Source organism: Streptomyces sp. NPDC059169 (assembly GCF_042755225.1).
Lineage (GTDB): Bacteria > Actinomycetota > Actinomycetes > Streptomycetales > Streptomycetaceae > Streptomyces.
The window spans coordinates 217,736-236,056 of record NZ_JBHZCF010000002.1; the positions used below are offsets into that span (position 1 = coordinate 217,736).

General features: G+C 69.8%; 14 protein-coding genes. 7 read left to right on the top strand and 7 right to left on the bottom strand.

Annotation, left to right across the window (positions count from 1 at the left end; all coding sequences use genetic code 11):
* The first annotated feature begins 25 nt into the window (after positions 1–25).
* The 4 genes from ACFXOM_RS04840 (at position 26) to ACFXOM_RS04855 (ending at position 4,768) form a co-directional block, all read left to right on the top strand.
* Positions 26–1,042, top strand: a complete 1,017-nt coding sequence (locus ACFXOM_RS04840; RefSeq protein WP_384929993.1) for a TraR/DksA C4-type zinc finger protein — start codon at positions 26–28, stop codon at positions 1,040–1,042.
* Between the two features lie 83 nt (positions 1,043–1,125).
* On the top strand, positions 1,126–1,686 hold the full coding sequence (gene lspA / locus ACFXOM_RS04845) for a signal peptidase II (RefSeq protein ID WP_384929991.1): 561 nt from the start codon (positions 1,126–1,128) through the stop codon (positions 1,684–1,686).
* Positions 1,687–1,835: 149 nt separating this feature from the next.
* Positions 1,836–2,777 (top strand): RluA family pseudouridine synthase, encoded by a 942-nt coding sequence (locus ACFXOM_RS04850; RefSeq protein ID WP_384929989.1) that lies wholly within the window; start codon positions 1,836–1,838, stop codon positions 2,775–2,777.
* Between the two features lie 404 nt (positions 2,778–3,181).
* Positions 3,182–4,768: a Na+/H+ antiporter gene (locus ACFXOM_RS04855; protein WP_384929986.1), complete on the top strand. Its 1,587-nt coding sequence runs from the start codon at positions 3,182–3,184 to the stop codon at positions 4,766–4,768.
* 110 nt (positions 4,769–4,878) lie between these two features.
* On the opposite strand, the gene ACFXOM_RS04860 is transcribed toward ACFXOM_RS04855, so the two are convergent.
* Positions 4,879–5,970, bottom strand: coding sequence for a mechanosensitive ion channel family protein (locus ACFXOM_RS04860; protein WP_384929983.1), 1,092 nt, complete (start codon positions 5,968–5,970; stop codon positions 4,879–4,881).
* Between the two features lie 23 nt (positions 5,971–5,993).
* Here ACFXOM_RS04860 and ACFXOM_RS04865 point away from each other — a divergent pair, with 23 nt between their 5' ends.
* The gene (locus tag ACFXOM_RS04865) at positions 5,994–6,572 is read left to right on the top strand and encodes a dienelactone hydrolase family protein (protein ID WP_384944282.1); all 579 of its coding nucleotides are present in this window, start codon (positions 5,994–5,996) and stop codon (positions 6,570–6,572) included.
* A 92-nt stretch (positions 6,573–6,664) separates the two neighbouring features.
* Here ACFXOM_RS04865 and ACFXOM_RS04870 read toward each other — a convergent pair whose 3' ends face one another.
* From ACFXOM_RS04870 to ACFXOM_RS04890, 5 genes are all read right to left on the bottom strand, one after another.
* On the bottom strand, positions 6,665–7,621 hold the full coding sequence (locus ACFXOM_RS04870; protein WP_384944280.1) for a zinc metalloprotease: 957 nt from the start codon (positions 7,619–7,621) through the stop codon (positions 6,665–6,667).
* A gap of 347 nt (positions 7,622–7,968) precedes the next feature.
* Positions 7,969–9,624 carry an alkaline phosphatase D family protein gene (locus ACFXOM_RS04875; protein WP_384929974.1) on the bottom strand — a complete coding sequence of 552 codons (1,656 nt, stop codon included), beginning with the start codon at positions 9,622–9,624 and terminating at the stop codon, positions 7,969–7,971.
* An 87-nt stretch (positions 9,625–9,711) separates the two neighbouring features.
* A complete protein-coding gene (locus ACFXOM_RS04880) occupies positions 9,712–10,524 on the bottom strand; it encodes a DsbA family protein (protein ID WP_384929971.1) in 813 nt (270 codons plus the stop codon).
* A gap of 48 nt (positions 10,525–10,572) precedes the next feature.
* Positions 10,573–11,259: a hypothetical protein gene (locus tag ACFXOM_RS04885; RefSeq protein ID WP_384929968.1), complete on the bottom strand. Its 687-nt coding sequence runs from the start codon at positions 11,257–11,259 to the stop codon at positions 10,573–10,575.
* A 116-nt stretch (positions 11,260–11,375) separates the two neighbouring features.
* Positions 11,376–12,716 carry a DUF2252 domain-containing protein gene (locus tag ACFXOM_RS04890; protein ID WP_384944278.1) on the bottom strand — a complete coding sequence of 447 codons (1,341 nt, stop codon included), beginning with the start codon at positions 12,714–12,716 and terminating at the stop codon, positions 11,376–11,378.
* 256 nt (positions 12,717–12,972) lie between these two features.
* Between ACFXOM_RS04890 and dnaE the strand changes: the two genes are divergently transcribed.
* Positions 12,973–16,512: a DNA polymerase III subunit alpha gene (gene dnaE / locus ACFXOM_RS04895; RefSeq protein WP_384929963.1), complete on the top strand. Its 3,540-nt coding sequence runs from the start codon at positions 12,973–12,975 to the stop codon at positions 16,510–16,512.
* Positions 16,513–16,634: 122 nt separating this feature from the next.
* Here dnaE and ACFXOM_RS04900 read toward each other — a convergent pair whose 3' ends face one another.
* Positions 16,635–16,805 (bottom strand): hypothetical protein, encoded by a 171-nt coding sequence (locus ACFXOM_RS04900; RefSeq protein WP_384929960.1) that lies wholly within the window; start codon positions 16,803–16,805, stop codon positions 16,635–16,637.
* A gap of 225 nt (positions 16,806–17,030) precedes the next feature.
* Here ACFXOM_RS04900 and ACFXOM_RS04905 point away from each other — a divergent pair, with 225 nt between their 5' ends.
* Positions 17,031–18,284, top strand: coding sequence for an NYN domain-containing protein (locus tag ACFXOM_RS04905; protein WP_384929957.1), 1,254 nt, complete (start codon positions 17,031–17,033; stop codon positions 18,282–18,284).
* Positions 18,285–18,321: the final 37 nt, after the last annotated feature.

Consider the following 18,321-nt stretch of genomic DNA (forward strand, 5'->3'; position numbering starts at 1 on the left):
CACAATATGTGAAGGGGCCGCGGCCATGGTGGCGAAGAAGACCGCCGTGAAGAAGACGGCGTCAACGAATTCCACCGCCGCTGCGGGGGCGGCGGTCACGGACACGAACGGCAGGAAGAACACCGTTGCGAAGAAGGCCACCCGGAGGGTGGCCAGGGCCGATGCGTCCGACGGCGACGCACAGGACGCGACCGAGGTGAAGGCGGCCGCCGGGCGGGCCGGGAAGAAGGCTGCGGACGCGAAGCGGGCCCCTGCCCGCACGAAGGCCGATAAGGAGACGCCGGCGCCGAAGCGGACGGCGAAGAAGGCCGTGAAGGAGCCGTCGGGGAAGGCGGCCCCCAAGGCCGCGGAAGCGAAGAAGGGCGCCACCGCCAGGAAGGCGGCGAAGAAGACCGCGGCCGTGAAGAAGGAGGCGGCGGGGCGCTCGACGGCGTCTCCTGCCGGGGCGGCCGTCAAGCCGTCCGGCAGGAAGGCGGCTGCGAAGGCAGACGCCGGGAAGGCCGCCACTGCGGCCAACGGGGCGGCCGAGGCCGCGGACCAGACGGGAGCCAGGACGGTGGCAGCCAAGAAGAGCGCGGGCGGGACCAGCACGGCCACGAAGGGCGGCGCGACGGCGGTTCCCCCGGCCCGGGCCACCGCCGCTCCAGGGGAGCTCGCCGTTCGGCCGGGCGAGGACCCGTGGACCCCGGAGGAGGTCAGCGAGGCACGCGCCGAGCTGGAGAGCGAGCTGCTCCGGCTGCAGGCCGAGATCAGCCATTCCGAGGAGGCGCTGACGGGACTGATGCGGGACTCCGGCGACGGGGCGGGTGACGACCAGGCCGACACCGGGACCAAGAACATCACCCGCGAGCACGAGCTTGCGCTCGCCGCCAACGCCCGGGAGATGGTCGAACAGACCGAGCGGGCCCTCCACCAACTGGACACCGGTACGTACGGGCTCTGCGAGATCTGCGGGAACCCGATCGGGAAGGCGCGGATGCAGGCCTTCCCGCGCGCGACGCTCTGCGTGGAGGACAAGCAGAAGCAGGAACGGCGGGGCTGAGCCACGGCCCCCGGCGCCGGGGCCGGGGCCCACGTGCGTGCCGTACCCTCGTGACCAGTCAGCACCTAGGTTGAGGGACTCACGTGGCAGAGACGGAGCGCATCATCGGTACGCCGGACGTCGACGACGAGGCCGCGGCTCCTGCCGAGCAGTCCAGGGGCAGGCGCCGCCTCCTCGCGCTGTTCGCCGTGGCGGCGGTGGCCTACCTGCTGGATCTCGGTAGCAAGATGCTCGTGGTGGCGAAGCTGGAGCACCACGAGCCGATCAGGGTCATCGGTGATCTGCTGCAGTTCAAGGCGATCCGGAATCCCGGCGCGGCCTTCGGCCTGGGCGAAGCCTTCACGATCATCTTCACGATCATCGCGGCATCGGTGATCGTGGTGATCGCCCGGCTGGCGCGCAAGCTGTACAGCCTGCCCTGGGCCATCGCGCTCGGGCTGCTGCTCGGCGGAGCACTGGGCAACCTCACCGACCGTGTCTTCCGTTCTCCCGGTGTCTTCGAAGGGGCGGTCGTCGACTTCATCGCACCCGCCCACTTCGCCGTCTTCAACCTCGCCGACTCGGCGATCGTGTGCGGCGGGTTCCTCATCGTGATCCTCTCCTTCCGGGGGCTGGACCCGGACGGGACCGTCCACAAGGACTGACCCCCGCCGGGGTGGCCGGTGCCACGGCTCTCCGCGGGCGTTCACCGCGGTGCGACCGCGAGCCGCGACGACCGTGGGACCCGGGGTGCCGGGCTGTTGCGGCGGACCACCCGGCGCGGTCACGGGGACGGACAAGGCATACTCGACGGGTGAGCACGATTCCCGAGGTCCGCACGCTGCCCGTTCCCGACGGCCTGGAGGGCGAGCGCGTCGACGCCGCCATCTCGCGCATGTTCGGCTTTTCCCGGACGAAGGCGGCCGAGCTCGCGACCGCCGGCAAGGTCCTGGTCGACGGGTCGGTCGTGGGAAAGTCCGAGCGGGTCAGCGGAGGCTCGTGGCTCGAGGTCGAGATGCCGCAGGCGCCGGCGCCGGTGCAGATCGTGGCCGAGCCGGTCGAGGGCATGGAGATCGTGCACGACGACGACGACATCGTCGTGATCGTGAAGCCGGTGGGCGTGGCCGCCCATCCGAGCCCCGGCTGGACCGGCACGACCGTGATCGGCGGGCTGGCCGCCGCCGGCTACCGGATCTCCACTTCGGGCGCCGCCGAGCGCCAGGGCATCGTGCACCGGCTGGACGTCGGTACGTCCGGCCTGATGGTGGTCGCCAAGTCGGAGCGCGCCTACACGCTCCTGAAGCAGCAGTTCCGGGACCGGACCGTCGACAAGCGCTACCACGCCCTCGTACAGGGCCACCCCGACCCGCTGAGCGGCACCATCGACGCACCGATCGGCCGCCATCCCCAGCACGACTACAAGTGGGCCGTGACCGCCGACGGCAAGCCGTCCGTCACGCACTACGACCTGATCGAGGCGTTCCGGGCCGCTTCGCTGCTGGACATCAAGCTCGAGACGGGCCGAACCCACCAGATCCGGGTCCACATGGCGGCCCATCGGCACCCGTGCGTGGGCGACCTGACCTACGGCGCCGATCCGACGATGGCGCGGCGGTTGGGGATCACCCGGCAGTGGCTGCACGCCGTGCGCCTCGGTTTCGAGCACCCGGCCGACGGGCGGTGGGTCGAATTCGCGAGCCAGTATCCGGACGACCTGCAGTCCGCGCTCGACAAGATCGCTGCCGAGAGCGCATGACCGGCGCTGCCGCCGGATGCGGGGCGGTGGGCCCCGGAGCACCGGGCGGCGGACCGCTGCGCCCGTCGTCGCGCCACTCGTAGCGGTCGCCCGCGGGCCGTGCCGTCGTTGCCGGCACCCGGTGGGTCGTGCTGTCGAGGGGCACGGCCCCGCTCGGCCGTGCCCCGGTCCGGGCGGCCGGTCGCTGTCGGGGCGCGCACCGGTGACGTCGGGTCAGGTCGTCGGGCGCGGCACCACCTGGATCGGGTCGGGTCCGCGGCCCGCGACCACACGGATCACGTGGGCGAGTGCCGTGCCACCCTGGTCGGGGCGGCGCACGTTGAAGTGGTTTGACCGGTTCGTCAGGATTGCGTGGCACGCTTGGAGGGCGTCGTCGCCGATCCGACCGCCGGAGGGGTGTGCTCGTGGACCAACTGGCCCTGCTGTTCGTGCTGTTGCTGGGGGCCGTGATCACGGTGCCGCTCGGGGACCGGCTGGGTCTGCCCGCGCCGGTACTCATGACGCTCGCCGGGGTGGGGCTGGCCCTGCTGCCGTTCGTCCCGAGCATCCAGGTGCCTCCCGAGCTCATCCTGCCGCTGCTGCTGCCGCCCCTGCTGTACGCCGCCGTGCAGCGCACCTCCTGGCGGCAGTTCGCCGCGAACATCCGGCCCATCCTGCTGCTGGCGGTCGCGCTGGTGTTCGTCACCATGGCGGCGGTGGCGGCGGTGGCCCACGCCGTCGTCCCCGGACTGCCGATCGCCGCGGCGCTCGTCCTCGGCGCGCTGGTCGCTCCGCCCGATCCCGTCGCCGCGACGGCCGTCGCGGGCTCGCTCGGGCTGCCCCGCCGGTTGGTGTCGATCCTGGAGGGCGAGGGCCTCTTCAACGACGTCACCGCGATCGTGCTCTACCACGTGGCCGTCGCCGCCGTGGTCAGCGGGACGTTCTCCTGGCCGAAGGCGCTGGGGGAGCTGGTCCTCTCCGCCGTGGTGGCCGTGGCGGTGGGCCTGGCGCTGGGGTGGCTCTCCAACCGCCTCATGGGGCTGTTGGGCGATCCGACCCTGCAGATCGGCCTCACCCTGCTGGTGCCGTACGTGAGCTACGTGCTGGCGGAGGAGCTCCTGGGCTCGGGGGTGCTCGCGGTCCTCGTCACCGCGCTCTATCTCGCCGAGCGCACGGCCGACGCGGACGACGTGATGGGGCGGCTCGCCGGGAACGCCTTCTGGCGGGTCGTGGACACCCTGGTGACGGGTGTCGCCTTCGGCCTCATCGGGCTGGAACTCGAGAACGTCTTCGGGGCGCCGGGTGTCCGTCAGGGCGAGATGATCGGCTGGGGCGCCGTGATCGTCGGCGTGGTCGTGCTGGTACGGCTGCTGTACCTGCTGCCCGCCACCTGGCTGGCGAAGCGGCTCCACAAGCTCAGGGACTACGACGAGGAGATCCCCGTCGGCTGGCGCGAGACCGTCGTCATGTGGTGGTCGGGCATGCGCGGTGTGGCATCGGTGGCGCTGGCCCTGGCGATCCCGCTGACGACGGCTGACGGAGCTCCCTTCCCGGTGCGCGGCGAGATCGTCTACATCGCCTTCGTCGTGATCATGACCACCTTGGTCCTCCAGGGGCTCACCCTGCCCTGGCTCGTCAAGCGGCTCGGCGTGCGGGCCGACGCGGACGTCGAGCAGGCGATGACGCACGAACTCGCCCTGCGTGCCGCCAAGGCGGCCAAGCGCCGGCTCAAGGAGATCGAGGCGGTCGAGGAACTGTCCGAAGAGGCATTCGACCGGCTGCACCGCACCGCGTACGACATCGGTGCGAGGATCAGCCCGGACATCGTCGAAGGCGAGCGTCTTGAGTGGTACGCGAAGCGGGTCGACCGGCTGCGCACGGTGCAGCGCATCCAGCGCGAGATGATGTCCGCAGCACGCCATGAGGTCCTCGCCGCCCGTAGCGAGCCGGGCGCCGACCCGGAGGTGGTGGACCGCGTGCTGCGCCACCTCGACACCCGCAGCCTCCGCTGAACACCGCCGACCGTCCCGGGCGGGGCACCGAACGCCGGGAGGGGTGACGGCGGAGCGGGGCGCCGAGTGTCGTCCGAGCTCGCCGCGTCGAGCTCCCCGGGCCCGCCTCCCTAGCCCCGGCCCGTGTTCCGGGTGCTCTCCTCGTGTTCCCTCCGTGGCTCCGGCAGCTCCGCCGACAGCGAGGTGGCGACGCGTGGCAGGGCGTACGGATGGTCGTCGTGCACCCATGCGACCAGCCGTTCCCGCACCGCGCACCGCACGGTCCACAGGTCGTCCGCGTCCTTCGCGGTGACGACCGCCCGCACGACGATCGTGCTCGGCGTGGTGTCGGTGACGGCCAGCGACCAGTTCCGGCCGTCCCACGCCGGGCATTCGGTCAGGACGTCGTGGAGCTTCTCGCGCATCTCGTGTACGGGCGCGGAGTGGTCCAGGTGGAAGAAGACCGTGCCGGTCATCTGCGCGCCGCCGCGCGACCAGTTCTCGAAGGGCTTGCCCGTGAAGTACGAGACGGGCATGGTGATCCGGCGCTCGTCCCACGTGCGCACGGCGAGGAAGGTGAGCGTGATCTCCTCGACGGTTCCCCACTCGCCGTCCACGACCACCGTGTCCCCGATCCGCACCATGTCGCCGAAGGCGATCTGCAGCCCCGCGAAGAGGTTGCCGAGCGTCGACTGGGCCGCGATACCGGCCACGATGCCGACGAGGCCCGCCGACGCGAGCATGGAGGTGCCGAAGGTGCGCATCGCGGGGAAGGTCAGCAGCATGGCGGCGACGGCGACGACGCCGACGACGGCGGTGACGACCCGCTGGATCAGCGTCACCTGGGTGCGCACCCGGCGGACGCGGGCCGGATCACGGGTCGTCGCGGCGTACCGCGAGTACGAGGACTCGACCACGGCCGTCGCGATCCGCACCACCAGCCAGGCCGAGGCTCCGATGAGCACCAGCGTCAGCAGTTGCCCGATGCCCGCCTCGTGATCCTGGACGGTCTCGATCCGGGTCTGGCGGAAGGTCGCCCTCAGCAGCGCGGTGCAGAGCACGACCTGCAGCGGTACCCGGCAGCGGCGCAGCAGCCCCCACAGGGGGGTTTCGGTGTGCCGGGAGTCTGTCCGGCGCAGCAACAGGTCGGCCAGCCAACCCACCGCCAGCGTGAGCACGATCGTGCCACTGAGGACGATCAACGGACGAAGCACGTTCTCCATGTCTTCGAACGTAACCTCATCGCATGGACATCATGCTTTTCCATTCGACGTACGGTCGTCGACCCGCGGTATTCTCCGCCGCGGACCGTCTGCGTGACGCGGGTCACGAGGTGTGGACTCCGGACCTGTTCGAGGGTCGGGTCTTCGACTCCGTCGAGGAGGGCCTGAAGTACCGGGAGGGGCTGGGCAACGAGGAGTTGCTCAGGCGGGCGGTTCTGGCTGCAGCACCGTTCTCCGACCGGGGGGTGGTGTACGCCGGTCTCTCCTTGGGAGCGGCGTTCGCGCAGAACCTGGCGCTCGGCGACGAGAAGGCCCGCGGCCTGCTCCTGCTGCACGGGACGTCGGACATTGCGAGAAATGTCACAGTGGACGGGCTGCCGGTCCAACTGCACGGGGCCGACCCCGATCCGTTCGAGCCGCACGACTGGCTGACGGCCTGGTACCTGCAGATGCGCGGGGTCGGTGCAGACGTCGAGGTGCACCGTTACAGCGGGGCCGGCCACCTCTACACCGACCCGGATCTGCCCGACTACGACGAGGAGGCCGCCGAGCGGACCTGGCGGGTGGCGCTCGGGTTCCTGGAGTCGCTCTCCGCGGGCTAGCCCGTGGCCGGCGACGACGGGCTGCCCGGTGGGGGCAGCCCGTCGCGCGTTTCACGGGGCCTGCACCGCACCCGCTCGGGTGCGGTCGCCGGTCAGCCGGCGCGGTAGGCGCTCCAGCTGTTGTTCATCCGCTGCACCTGACCCGCGGTGAACTGGTACATGCACGAGTCGTACGTGTAGTCCATGAAGTTGTGGATCGGGTCCGCGCCGGCCTTTCTGGTGCAGGTGTCGCGGCCGGTCGGGCAGGCGTAGGCGGCGCTCTTCTCGGCGGGGGTGTCGGAGACGTAGTCGCCCTTGCCGTTACAGCCGCCCTGGAAGGTGTGGTAGAGCCCCATCCAGTGGCCGACCTCGTGGGTGGCGGTGTCGCCCTCGTCGTAGTTGGTCGCGGAGCCGCCGGGCAGCGAGCTGTCGAGGACCACCACGCCGTCCATCGACGGCTTGGACGTGTAGTCGGACGGGAAGGTGGCCCAGCCGAGCAGGCCGCCGCCGAGGTTGGCGGTGTAGAAGTTCAGCGCGCCGGCGCCGCCCTTGCGCAGGGAGGTCTTCATGGCCTTCTCGGCGCTGGAGCCGGAGGACAGGTTGTACCAGGCGGCGTTGTCCGTGTAGTCGGTGCCGGCCAGGGAGAATTGGAAGCCCGACGCCGTGTTGCCGGTGCCCTGGCCGCCGTAGGCGGCGTTCAGCACCGCGATCTGGTCGGCGATATCGGTCGCCGACAGCTTGCCCGTCGAACCGTCGTGGATGACGTGGAAGTAGACCGGGATCGTGGTGCTCGTGGCCGCTGCGGCCGTCGAGAGTCTCGCGCCCTTGGCGTTCGACGCGGCGACTCTGTTCTTCAGGTCGGCCTCCATGGCCTCGACCTTGGCCGTGGTGACCTCATTGGGCTCGTGGGTGCGCGTGGCGGCGGCCGAGGAGCCCGGGCGGGCTTCGCGGGCGGTTGCGTTCGTACCGTCCGTGGCGCACTTCTCGGCGGCGGCCGAGGCGGCGGGGGCCTGGGCGGCGGCGACTCCGGTGGGGGCGGAGAGCGGAGCAAGTGCCAGGGTTCCAGCCATGATTGCCGTACCGATTGCGCGGTGGCGCAAACGTGGGGATATACGGGCAAGAGCACGCATCGTGTCTCCTCGCGGGGGGTTCTGTGGGGGGGGGCCTTCTTGGCCATCGCGGGGAGATTACGGGTCCATGACAGAAGTTGTTGAGGATTGATCAGGCCCATTCAATCTTTGAGTAATTGCGGACATCGGTGAGAAAACTTGCACCTGTGTCCGGTGGTTGAGATCTGTACGTAACGTGGGCGCGCAAAACAACGGGTGGTGTGTCCGCATTCGAGCCGCGGAGCACACCACCCGTCGTAGCGATGTGATCTCGTGTTAACAGATCCTGGAGTGGCTGAAAAAGACCCTCAGTGCACTGGCTGGTTCACGCGCTCGACCTTCTGCGTTCCGTTGAGCGTCCGGTAGGAACGCGCCCAACTGGCCGTCGCGTCCCGCCGGGTCTTGTCGGAGAGCGTGTAGTAGTCCATTTGCGAGCGCTGGGACGTCACGTCGAGCACGCCGTACCCGTGGCTGTCCATGTCGAGCCACTTCACGTGGCGGTTGGCGGCCTTGATGGCGGTGGCGGCGACGAGCGAGAGCGTGCCCGGCGCGACGTGCAGCATGTCGTCGATGTTGTCGGACGTCACCGACGTCACCACGAACTCGGTCGCGGCCGACCGGGACAGCGGGTACGTCGCGGCCGTCACCGGCACGTCGTTGGCCCATGCCATGTGGATGTCGCCGGTGAGGAAGACCGTGTTCTTGATCCCCCGGTCCGTCAGGTGCTTGAGCAGCTCCTTGCGGTCGTCCGTGTAGCCGTCCCACTGGTCCACGTTGATCGCCAGGCCCTCCTTGGGCAGGCCCAGTAGTTCGGCCAGCGGCCCCAGCAGGCGTGCGGGCAACGCGCCGAAGGCGACCGGCGAGATCATCACCGACGTCCCGACCAGCTTCCAGGCCGCGTCCGAGGACGCCAGGCCCGACTTGAGCCAGTCGAGCTGGGTGCGTCCGGTGATCGTGCGCTCGGGATCGTCGACCTTGCCGCTGCCCACCTTCACCTGCTCCGAGCGGAACGAGCGCAGGTCCAGCAGGTGCAGGTCGGCCAGCTTGCCGAACCGCAGCCGGCGGTAGACCGTGCCCTCCGTCGAGGCGCGCACCGGCATCCACTCGAAGTACGCCTGCCGCGCGGCGGCCGCCCGCACCGCGTAGTCGCCCTCGGTGCCCGGGGTGTGGTTCTCGGCGCCGCCCGACCAGGCGTCGTTGGCGAACTCGTGGTCGTCCCAGATCGCGATGACCGGGTGGGTCGCGTGGAGCGTCTGGAGGTCGGTGTCCGTCTTGTACGTGGCGTGCCGGACGCGGTAGTCGGCGAGCGAGACGATCTCGTGCTTGGGCTCGTGCTGGCGTACGACGTACTTGGGCTCCGGGTAACCGCCCGTCTGGTACTCGTAGATGTAGTCGCCCAGGTGGAGCACGGCGTCCAGATCGGGGCGGGCGGCCAGGTGCCGGTACGCGGAGAAGTAGCCCGACTCCCAGTTGGCGCACGAGACCACGCCGAAGCGGACCGAGGACGGGGCGGCGTCGGCGGCCGGCGCGGTCCTCGTCCGGCCGACGGGGGAGAGCGCCTCACCGGCGCCGAACCGGTAGTAGTAGGTGGTTCCGTGGCGGAGGCCCCGGACGTCCACCTTGACGGTGTGGTCGGACGCGGCGCTCGCCGTCGTCCGTCCGCGTGCGACGACGTTCGAGAACCCCCTGTCCTCGGCGACCTCCCACGTGACCTCTGTTTCCGGGCCCTTGCCGGAACCGGGCACGGCGTCCGGGACGGGCGTGATCCGGGTCCACAGGAGGACGCCGTCCGGAAGCGGGTCGCCGGAGGCGATGCCGTGGAGGAAGGCGGGAGCCTGTTCGGCGGCGACGGCGGAGGGGGCGGCCGCGAGTGTGGGGGCCGCGGCGGCGGTTGCGACAGCAGTGGCGGCGGCGGCCTTGACGACCGTGCGGCGGCTGTGGGTTGCGTTGAGTCTACTTGTCACGGCCGGTCACACTACTGACCAGTAAGCCGAACGGGCAGGCGAATTGGTGAATGTTCGCCTACCCGTTCGTCAACCGTTTTCCAGCGGCTACCCCTTGAGGGCCTTGTCGATCGCCGCGTTGTACTGCTCCACCGTCATCGGCGTGTTGTCGCCGCCCTCGGCGGTGATCTTCTTGCCGTCCATCTTCAGCGTCGGAGTGCCCTCGACACCGCTCTTCTGGAAGACCTCGGACATCTTCAGCGCCCAGGCGTCGTACGTACCGTCCTTGACGGCCTTCTGGAACTCGCTGTTGTTCTTCAGGGCCGCCACGGTGTCCGCGACCTCGATGAGGTAGTCGTCCTTGGCGAACTTGTCGTCCCGCTCCTCCGGGTGGAACTTCGCGGAGTAGAGCGCCGCCTTGTAGTCGAGGAACGCCTCGGGGCTCACGTTCAGCGCCGCGCCCAGGGCGGAGAGGGCGTTCCTGGAGCCCTCGCCGGGGAGGGAGCCGTCGATGAAGGTCGCACCGATGTACTTGACCTTGTACTTGCCGGCGTCGACGTCCTTCCTCACGGTCTCGCCGATGGACTGCTCGAACGTCGCGCACACCGGGCAGCGCGAGTCCTCGTAGAGCTCCAGGGTCTTCTTCGCGGTGGGCTTGCCGATGACGACCGTCGTGCCGTCCGCGCCCTCGCTGTTCTTCGGCTTGACGACCTTGGCGTCCTTGGCGGCCTCCCAGGCCGTGGGCTTGTTGGCCTGGACGACGGCGTAGCCGACGCCGCCCGCCGCCGCCAGCACGGCGACGACCGAGGCGGCGACGATGACCTGCCGCTTGATCTTGTCCCGCTTGGCCTGGCGCTCGCGCTCCTGGCGCATGCGCTCACGGGCGGCAGCCTTGTTGGCCTGGCTGTTGCGTGCACTCATGGTGGTGTGTCTCCGTTGTGTGGTGGTCTCGAAGGGGGACTGCCTGGCTCAGCAGGGAGCGAGAGCCGGCGAAGGCGGGCCCCTCCGCCCCACGGAGTGCACGAAACGACGGGTGCGGACCCCGCGCGGACCGCTGCGGGGTCGCGGCGCCGGGCCGGGGGTGTCGTGTATGCCGCGGACCATCGCCACGGCGACCAGCAGCGGGCGGAACGCGAATGCCGCCACCGCCCGCAGCAGCCCGGCCAGCGCCGACTCGCCGCGCCGCAGCCAGGCCGCGGCCAGCAGCCCGACGGACACGTGGGCGGCCAGCAGCAGCCACGGCACGACGGGGTCGGGGGAGTCCACCAGCGCGGCCATCCTGCCGCCCGCCGTGGTGACCCCGGGCAGTGGCGCGCCCGCGTGGCCGCCGCACAGCACGTCCACCCCGACCGAGCGCAGCGAGCCGGCCACGGGTCCGCCGGCGGCCCCGTAACAGAGGTGCTGACCAGTGGTGAAGACGGTGTCCGCGGCCAGCTCCAGCGGGACCAGAACGCCCGCGATCGGTCCGTAGCCGCGCTCGCGGCCCGCCAGCGCGTACGCGAGGAGGAACACGGCCGCCGTGACGGAGCACACGGTCGTCAGCGGCAGCGGTACCCCGGACAGCAGCACGTGGGAGGCCGCGGACAGCGTCACGACGAGTGCCGTGAAGAGCGCTGCCCGCAGCCCCCTGAGACACTGCGTGTCACCTATGTGCAACGGGTCCCTGCCTGGCCGGATCTGCTGGCTGCCGTTTTCCGGGGCCGTCCCGGGGACACGGCGTTCGTGGAGGAGTGTGCCATGTCCTGCGGTACGCGACGACCAAGGATCCGTCCTCAGGCCAGACCTGGAATCCTTCCGTTGCGGAAGAGGTCCAGGAAGATCTGGTGGTCGGCCCGAGCCCGGGCGCCGTAGCTGTGCGCGAAGTCCACCATCACGTCGGCGAAGCCGTCCTCGTCGGCCGCGATCGCGGCGTCGATGGCGCGCTCCGTGGAGAACGGGACCAGGGAGTGGCCGCTCTCGTCGTCCGCCGCGGAGTGCATGGTCGCCGTCGCCCGGCCCAGGTCCGCGACCACGGCCGCGATCTCCTCCGGGTCGTCGATGTCCGACCAGTCCAGGTCGACGGCGTACGGCGAGACCTCCGCGACCAGTTGGCCGGTGCGGCGGCCGCCCTCCTCGATCTCCGTCCAGCCCAGCCACGGATCGGCGTGCGCCTGGAGCGCCCGCTGCGAGATCACCGTCCGGTGCCCCTCGTGCTGGAAGTACTCGCGGACGCGCCGGTCGCTGACGTGCCGGGACACCGCGGGCGTTTGTGCCTGCTTCATGTAGATCACGACGTCGTTCTCGAGGGCGTCGCTGTTGCCCTCCAGCAGGATGTTGTAGGAGGGCAGCCCGGCCGAACCGATGCCGATGCCGCGCCGCCCGACCACGTCCTTCACCCGGTAGGAGTCCGGGCGCGTCAGGCTCGCCTCGGGCAGGGTCTCCAGATAGCCGTCGAACGCGGCCAGCACCTTGTACCGCGTCGCCGCGTCCAGCTCGATCGCTCCGCCGCCCGGGGCGAAGCGCCGCTCGAAGTCACGGATCTCGGTCATCGAGTCGAGCAGTCCGAAGCGGGTGAGCGAGCGGGCGCTGCGCAGCGCGTCCAGCAGCGGGCCTTCGGCGGTGTCCAGGGTGAACGGCGGCACCTCGTCGTTCTTGGCACCGGTCGCCAGGGCGTGGATGCGCTCGCGGTAGGCGGCCGCGTAGATCCGGACCAGCTCGGTGATCTGCTCGTCGCCGAGCGCCTTGGTGTAGCCGATCAGCGCCAGGGAGGCGGAGAGCCTCTTGACGTCCCAGGTGAAAGGGCCGACGTAGGCCTCGTCGAAGTCGTTGACGTTGAAGATCAGCCGACCGTTGGCGTCCATGTACGTGCCGAAGTTCTCGGCGTGCAGGTCGCCGTGGATCCAGACCCGGCTGGTGCGCTCGTCCAGGTACGGGCCGCCGTGCTGCTCCCTCTCCAGGTCGTTGTAGAACAGGCTCGCCGAGCCCCGGTAGAAGGCGAAGGCGGAGGCCGCCATCTTGCGGAACTTCACCCGGAACGCGGCCGGGTCGGCGGCCAGGAGCTCGCCGAAGGCGGCGTCGAAGACGGAGAGGATCTCCTCGCCTCGTGCGCCGGACGAGGGCTGGTGGACCGACATCGCTGGGTGCCTCCTGGTGCGTGCAAAGGGGACGGGTGTTCCGTCCCGCTCAACGCACGACGGTATTCCCGAGTGCCCGCGGTCCCAACCCGCCACCCGGGCCTGTCACCCCCGCCGCGGTACCGCGAGCGGCCCCCTTCTGTCAGTGGGGAGCCGTAGACTTCCAGGCTGTCCCCCAGACTGCCCGCAGCGAGGGGGCCGGGGGTGCATCCCCCGGGCAAAGACGTGCCGATTCGCTCCCCGGAGGCCTTCCGCCGTGACCAAGCCGCCCTTCACGCACCTTCACGTCCACACCCAGTACTCCCTGCTGGACGGCGCGGCGCGGCTCAAGGACATGTTCAACGCCTGCAACGAGATGGGCATGACCCACATCGCCATGTCCGACCACGGCAACCTGCACGGCGCGTACGACTTCTTCCACTCCGCGACGAAGGCCGGAGTCACCCCGATCATCGGTATCGAGGCGTACGTCGCCCCGGAGTCGCGGCGGAACAAGCGCAAGATCCAGTGGGGCCAGCCGCACCAGAAGAGGGACGACGTCTCCGGATCGGGTGGCTACACCCACAAGACCATCTGGGCGGCGAACGCGACGGGCCTGCACAACCTCTTCCGGCTGTCGTCCGACGCGTACGCGGAGGGCTGGCTCCAGAAGTGGCCCCGGATGGACAAGGAGACCATCTCCCAGTGGTCCGAGGGCCTGATCGCATCCACCGGCTGCCCCTCCGGCGAGTTGCAGACCCGGCTGCGCCTCGGCCAGTTCGACGAGGCCCTGAAGTCGGCGGCCGAGTACCAGGACATCTTCGGCAAGGACCGGTACTTCCTGGAGCTGATGGACCACGGCATCGAGATCGAGCGCCGCGTCCGTGACGGGCTGCTGGAGATCGGCAAGAAGCTCGGCATCCCGCCGCTGGTCACCAATGACTCGCACTACACGTACGCGCACGAGGCCGGCGCCCACGACGCGCTGCTGTGCATCCAGACCGGAAAGAACCTCTCCGATCCCGACCGCTTCAAGTTCGACGGTACCGGCTACTACCTGAAGTCCACGGACGAGATGTACGCCATCGACTCGTCCGACGCCTGGCAGGAGGGCTGCCGGAACACCCTGCTGGTCGCCGAGCAGATCGACACCACCGGGATGTTCGAGAAGCGCGACCTGATGCCGAAGTTCGACATCCCGGAGGGCTACACCGAGGTCTCCTGGTTCCGCGAAGAGACCATGCGCGGCATGGAGCGCCGCTTCCCCGGTGGCATCCCCGAAGACCGCCTCAAGCAGGTCGAGTACGAGATGGACACCATCATCTCGATGGGCTTCCCGGGCTACTTCCTCGTCGTCGCCGACTTCATCATGTGGGCCAAGAACCAGGGCATCGCGGTCGGCCCCGGCCGTGGCTCCGCGGCCGGCTCCATCGTGGCCTACGCGCTGGGCATCACCGACCTCGATCCGATCCCGCACGGTCTGATCTTCGAGCGCTTCCTCAACCCCGAGCGCATCTCGATGCCCGACGTCGACATCGACTTCGACGAGCGCCGGCGCGTCGAAGTGATCAGGTACGTGACGGAGAAGTACGGCGCCGACAAGGTCGCCATGATCGGCACCTACGGCACGATCAAGGCCAAGAACGCGATCAAGGACTCCGCGCGTGTCCTCGGCTACCCGTACGCGATGGGCGACCGGCTAACCAAGGCGATGCCCGCCGACGTCCTCGGCAAGGGCATTCCGCTCTCCGGCATCATCGACCCGAGCCACCCGCGGTACTCGGAGGCCGGTGAGATCCGCGGGATGTACGAGAACGAGCCGGACGTGAAGAAGGTGATCGACACCGCCCGCGGCGTCGAGGGCCTGGTCCGGCAGATGGGCGTGCACGCCGCCGGTGTGATCATGTCCAGCGAGACCATCACCGACCACGTTCCCGTCTGGGTCCGGCACACCGACGGCGTCACGATCACCCAGTGGGACTACCCGAGCTGCGAGTCGCTCGGCCTGCTGAAGATGGACTTCCTCGGCCTGCGCAACCTCACGATCATGGACGACGCCGTCAAGATGGTGAAGGCCAACAAGGGGATCGACATCGATCTGCTGAGCCTGCCGCTCGACGACCCCACGACCTTCGAACTGCTCCAGCGCGGTGACACCCTCGGCGTCTTCCAGTTCGACGGCGGCCCCATGCGCTCGCTGCTGCGGCTGATGAAGCCCGACAACTTCGAAGACATCTCCGCCGTGTCCGCCCTCTACCGGCCGGGCCCGATGGGCATGAACTCGCACACGAACTACGCGCTGCGCAAGAACGGCCAGCAGGAGATCACCCCGATCCACCCCGAGCTGGAGAAACCGCTCGAGGAGGTCCTCGCCGTCACCTACGGCTTGATCGTGTACCAGGAGCAGGTGCAGAAGGCGGCCCAGATCATCGCCGGGTACTCGCTCGGCGAGGCCGACATCCTCCGCCGCGTCATGGGCAAGAAGAAGCCCGAGGAACTGGCGAAGAACTTCGTCCTCTTCCAGGAGGGCGCGCGGAAGAAGGACTACAGCGACGAGGCCATCCAGGCCCTGTGGGACGTGCTGGTCCCCTTCGCCGGCTATGCCTTCAACAAGGCGCACTCCGCTGCCTACGGTCTCGTGTCCTACTGGACGGCCTACCTCAAGGCCAACCATCCCGCGGAGTACATGGCGGCCCTGCTCACCTCGGTCAAGGACGACAAGGACAAGTCGGCCGTCTACTTGAACGAGTGCCGCCGCATGGGCATCAAGGTCCTCCCGCCCAACGTGAACGAGTCCGTGTCGAACTTCGCCGCCCAGGGCAACGACGTCATCCTGTTCGGTCTGACCGCCGTCCGCAACGTCGGCCAGAACGTGGTGGAGTCGATCATCAAGTGCCGCAAGGCCAAGGGCAAGTACGCGTCCTTCCCGGACTTCCTGGACAAGGTCGAGGCGGTCGTCTGCAACAAGCGGACCATCGAGTCCCTGATCAAGGCAGGCGCCTTCGACGAGATGGGCCACACCCGCAAGGGCCTGGTCGCCCAGCACGAGCCCATGATCGACAACGTGGTGGCGGTCAAGCGCAAGGAGGCCGAGGGACAGTTCGACCTCTTCGGCGGAATGGGCGACGAGGGCAGCAGCGAGCCGGGCTTCGGCCTCGACGTCGAGTTCTCCGACGTCGAGTGGGAGAAGAGCTATCTGCTCGCGCAGGAGCGCGAGATGCTCGGCCTCTACGTCTCGGACCACCCGCTCTTCGGTATCGAGCACGTGCTGTCCGACAAGACCGACGCGGCGATCTCCCAGCTCACGGGAGGTGAGCACGCGGACGGTGCGGTCGTCACCATCGGCGGCATCATCTCCGGGCTCCAGCGGAAGATGACCAAGCAGGGCAACGCGTGGGCGATCGCCACCGTGGAGGACCTGGCCGGCTCCATCGAGTGCATGTTCTTCCCCGCCACCTACCAGCTGGTGTCCACCCAGCTCGTGGAGGACACCGTCGTCTTCGTGAAGGGGCGCCTCGACAAGCGCGAGGACGTACCCCGGCTGGTCGCGATGGAGCTGATGGTCCCCGACCTGTCCTCGGCGGGCACCAACGCCCCCGTGGTGATCACGATCCCCACGGTGAAGGTCACCCCGCCCATGGTCAGCCGGCTCGGTGAGATCCTCGGGCACCACAAGGGCAACACAGAGGTGCGGATCAAGCTCCAGGGCGCCCGCAAGACCACCGTGCTCCGCCTCGACCGGCACCGGGTCCAGCCCGATCCCGCACTCTTCGGCGACTTGAAGGTCCTGCTCGGCCCGTCCTGCCTGGCGGGCTGAGCGGGACCGCGCAGCGCCGTCGAGCCGCCCGCCCGGCCCGCACCGGCGGGCGGCCCGTACGAGCGGATGCACAAGGGGCGCACCTGTGTCGACGGGCGCGCCCCTTCACGTGCATGCGCCCGTCAGTTGTGGCCGAAGCGCTTCTGGCGGCCCTTGTGGGCCATGTCGGTCGGTGTCACCTGCGTCGCCCGCTGCTCGGTCTGCGACTCCATCGCCGAGCTCTTGGCCTGCTGGGCGCCCCTCTCGGCGCTGGAAGTGACCTGTTTACGCTCACGGTTCTTGTTCTTGGCCATGGTGGTGCCTCCTGTGGGGATCTAGGGGCCAGGGCCGCACTCAGACTCACATACCGCCAGATGAGGCGCATTTCGGATCATTGCGGTGAGTAACGGACCATGCCGGGGAGGGCGCTCCTCGATCCGCCACGCCGATGATCGAGTTCCGGCAGTCAACCCTCCGGCCGTCGGGCAGACTCGAAGGAAACCCGGAGCAACTTCCGATCCCGAGGTTCCCGAAAGAGGGTGGAACACGTGGACCGCTGCGTCGTCCTGGTGGACGCCGGCTACCTGCTGGGCGCCGCCGCGAGCCTCCTCGCCGGGGAGCCGGCACGCTCCCGCATCACCGTCGACCACGCGGCCCTCATCCTGGCTCTCCGGGAGCGCGCCGAGGCCGACACCGAACGCCCCCTGCTGCGCATCTACTGGTTCGACGGCGCACCCGACCGGGTGCCCCAGCCGGAGCACCGGCGACTGCGGGTCATGCCTCGGGTGACCGTGCGGCTCGGCGCGCTGACCCGCAGCGACGGCCGCTGGGCCCAGAAGGGCGTCGACGCCGCGATGCACGCCGAACTCACCGAGCTGGCCAGGAACCGGGCCTGTTCCGACGTGGTCCTGGTGACCGGCGACGGGGACCTGCTGCCCGGACTCATGTCGGCGAAGGAACACGGCGTCGCCGTCCACCTCTGGGCCGTGCAGGCCGCCGACGGCGACTACAACCAGTCCGAGGACCTGGTCGCCGAAGCCGACGAGCGACGCGTGCTCGACCGCTCCTGGATCACCCAGGCCGTCCGCGTCAAGGAGCTCACCGGCGGCTGCGCCCCACCGCCCGCGCCCCGCCCCGAGATCGCGGCGATCCTCTCCGCCCCGCTGCCCGAGGCGGCGCTCGCCGCCTCCGCGGAGCGCGCGGACGAGGCCCGCGCGCCGGGGGCCCCCGCCCAGAACGGGGCGGCGGCACCGCCCGTGGCGGGGACCACTGGCAGTGCGGGAACCGCGCCCGCCAAGGGGGTCCCCACCCCCAAGGACCTGGCAGCCCTGCGCGGGCCGGTCTGCCAGCCCGATCGCAACACCGCGGGCGCCACCCTGCGCTGGTCCTCCGACAAGGGCTGGATCGAGCGCCCGGGCGGTGCGCTCGGCGAGCCCCCGGAGACCGCTTCCCTGCCGACCCTGGCGCAGCTCACCAGCGCGGAGCAGCGGTGGGCCGATCGTGAGGAGGACATCACCGCTGTCGGCGGTGACCCCTTCGAGGTCGGGCAGGTCTTCGCACGCCGCTGGATGGAGCGGCTCCCCGACCCGGCGCACGTGCCGAAGCTCTCCACGATGTACCCGCGCATCCCGCACCGCATCGACGGCGAACTGTTGCGCTACGCCGCCCGCTTCGGGCTCCTCGCCCACAAGGACGACCAGATCGACGAACACGACCGCTACGCGATCAGGGCGGGGTTCTGGCGTGAGATCGACGTGCGCGCCGCCGCCGAACGCGCCCCCGCGGCGGAGTAGGCCGGGCGACCGGCGTAGGCTCGTCCCTCGTGAGTAC

Excerpts from the sequence above, each read along its gene's own strand:
- ACFXOM_RS04840 (WP_384929993.1), top strand. The coding sequence starts at position 26 with ATGGTGGCGAAGAAGACCGCCGTGAAGAAGACGGCGTCAACGAATTCC.
- ACFXOM_RS04860 (WP_384929983.1), bottom strand. The coding sequence starts at position 5,970 with ATGGAGAACGTGCTTCGTCCGTTGATCGTCCTCAGTGGCACGATCGTG.
- ACFXOM_RS04865 (WP_384944282.1), top strand. The coding sequence starts at position 5,994 with ATGGACATCATGCTTTTCCATTCGACGTACGGTCGTCGACCCGCGGTA.
- ACFXOM_RS04870 (WP_384944280.1), bottom strand. The coding sequence starts at position 7,621 with ATGGCTGGAACCCTGGCACTTGCTCCGCTCTCCGCCCCCACCGGAGTC.
- ACFXOM_RS04880 (WP_384929971.1), bottom strand. The coding sequence starts at position 10,524 with ATGAGTGCACGCAACAGCCAGGCCAACAAGGCTGCCGCCCGTGAGCGC.
- ACFXOM_RS04890 (WP_384944278.1), bottom strand. The coding sequence starts at position 12,716 with ATGTCGGTCCACCAGCCCTCGTCCGGCGCACGAGGCGAGGAGATCCTC.
- ACFXOM_RS04900 (WP_384929960.1), bottom strand. The coding sequence starts at position 16,805 with ATGGCCAAGAACAAGAACCGTGAGCGTAAACAGGTCACTTCCAGCGCC.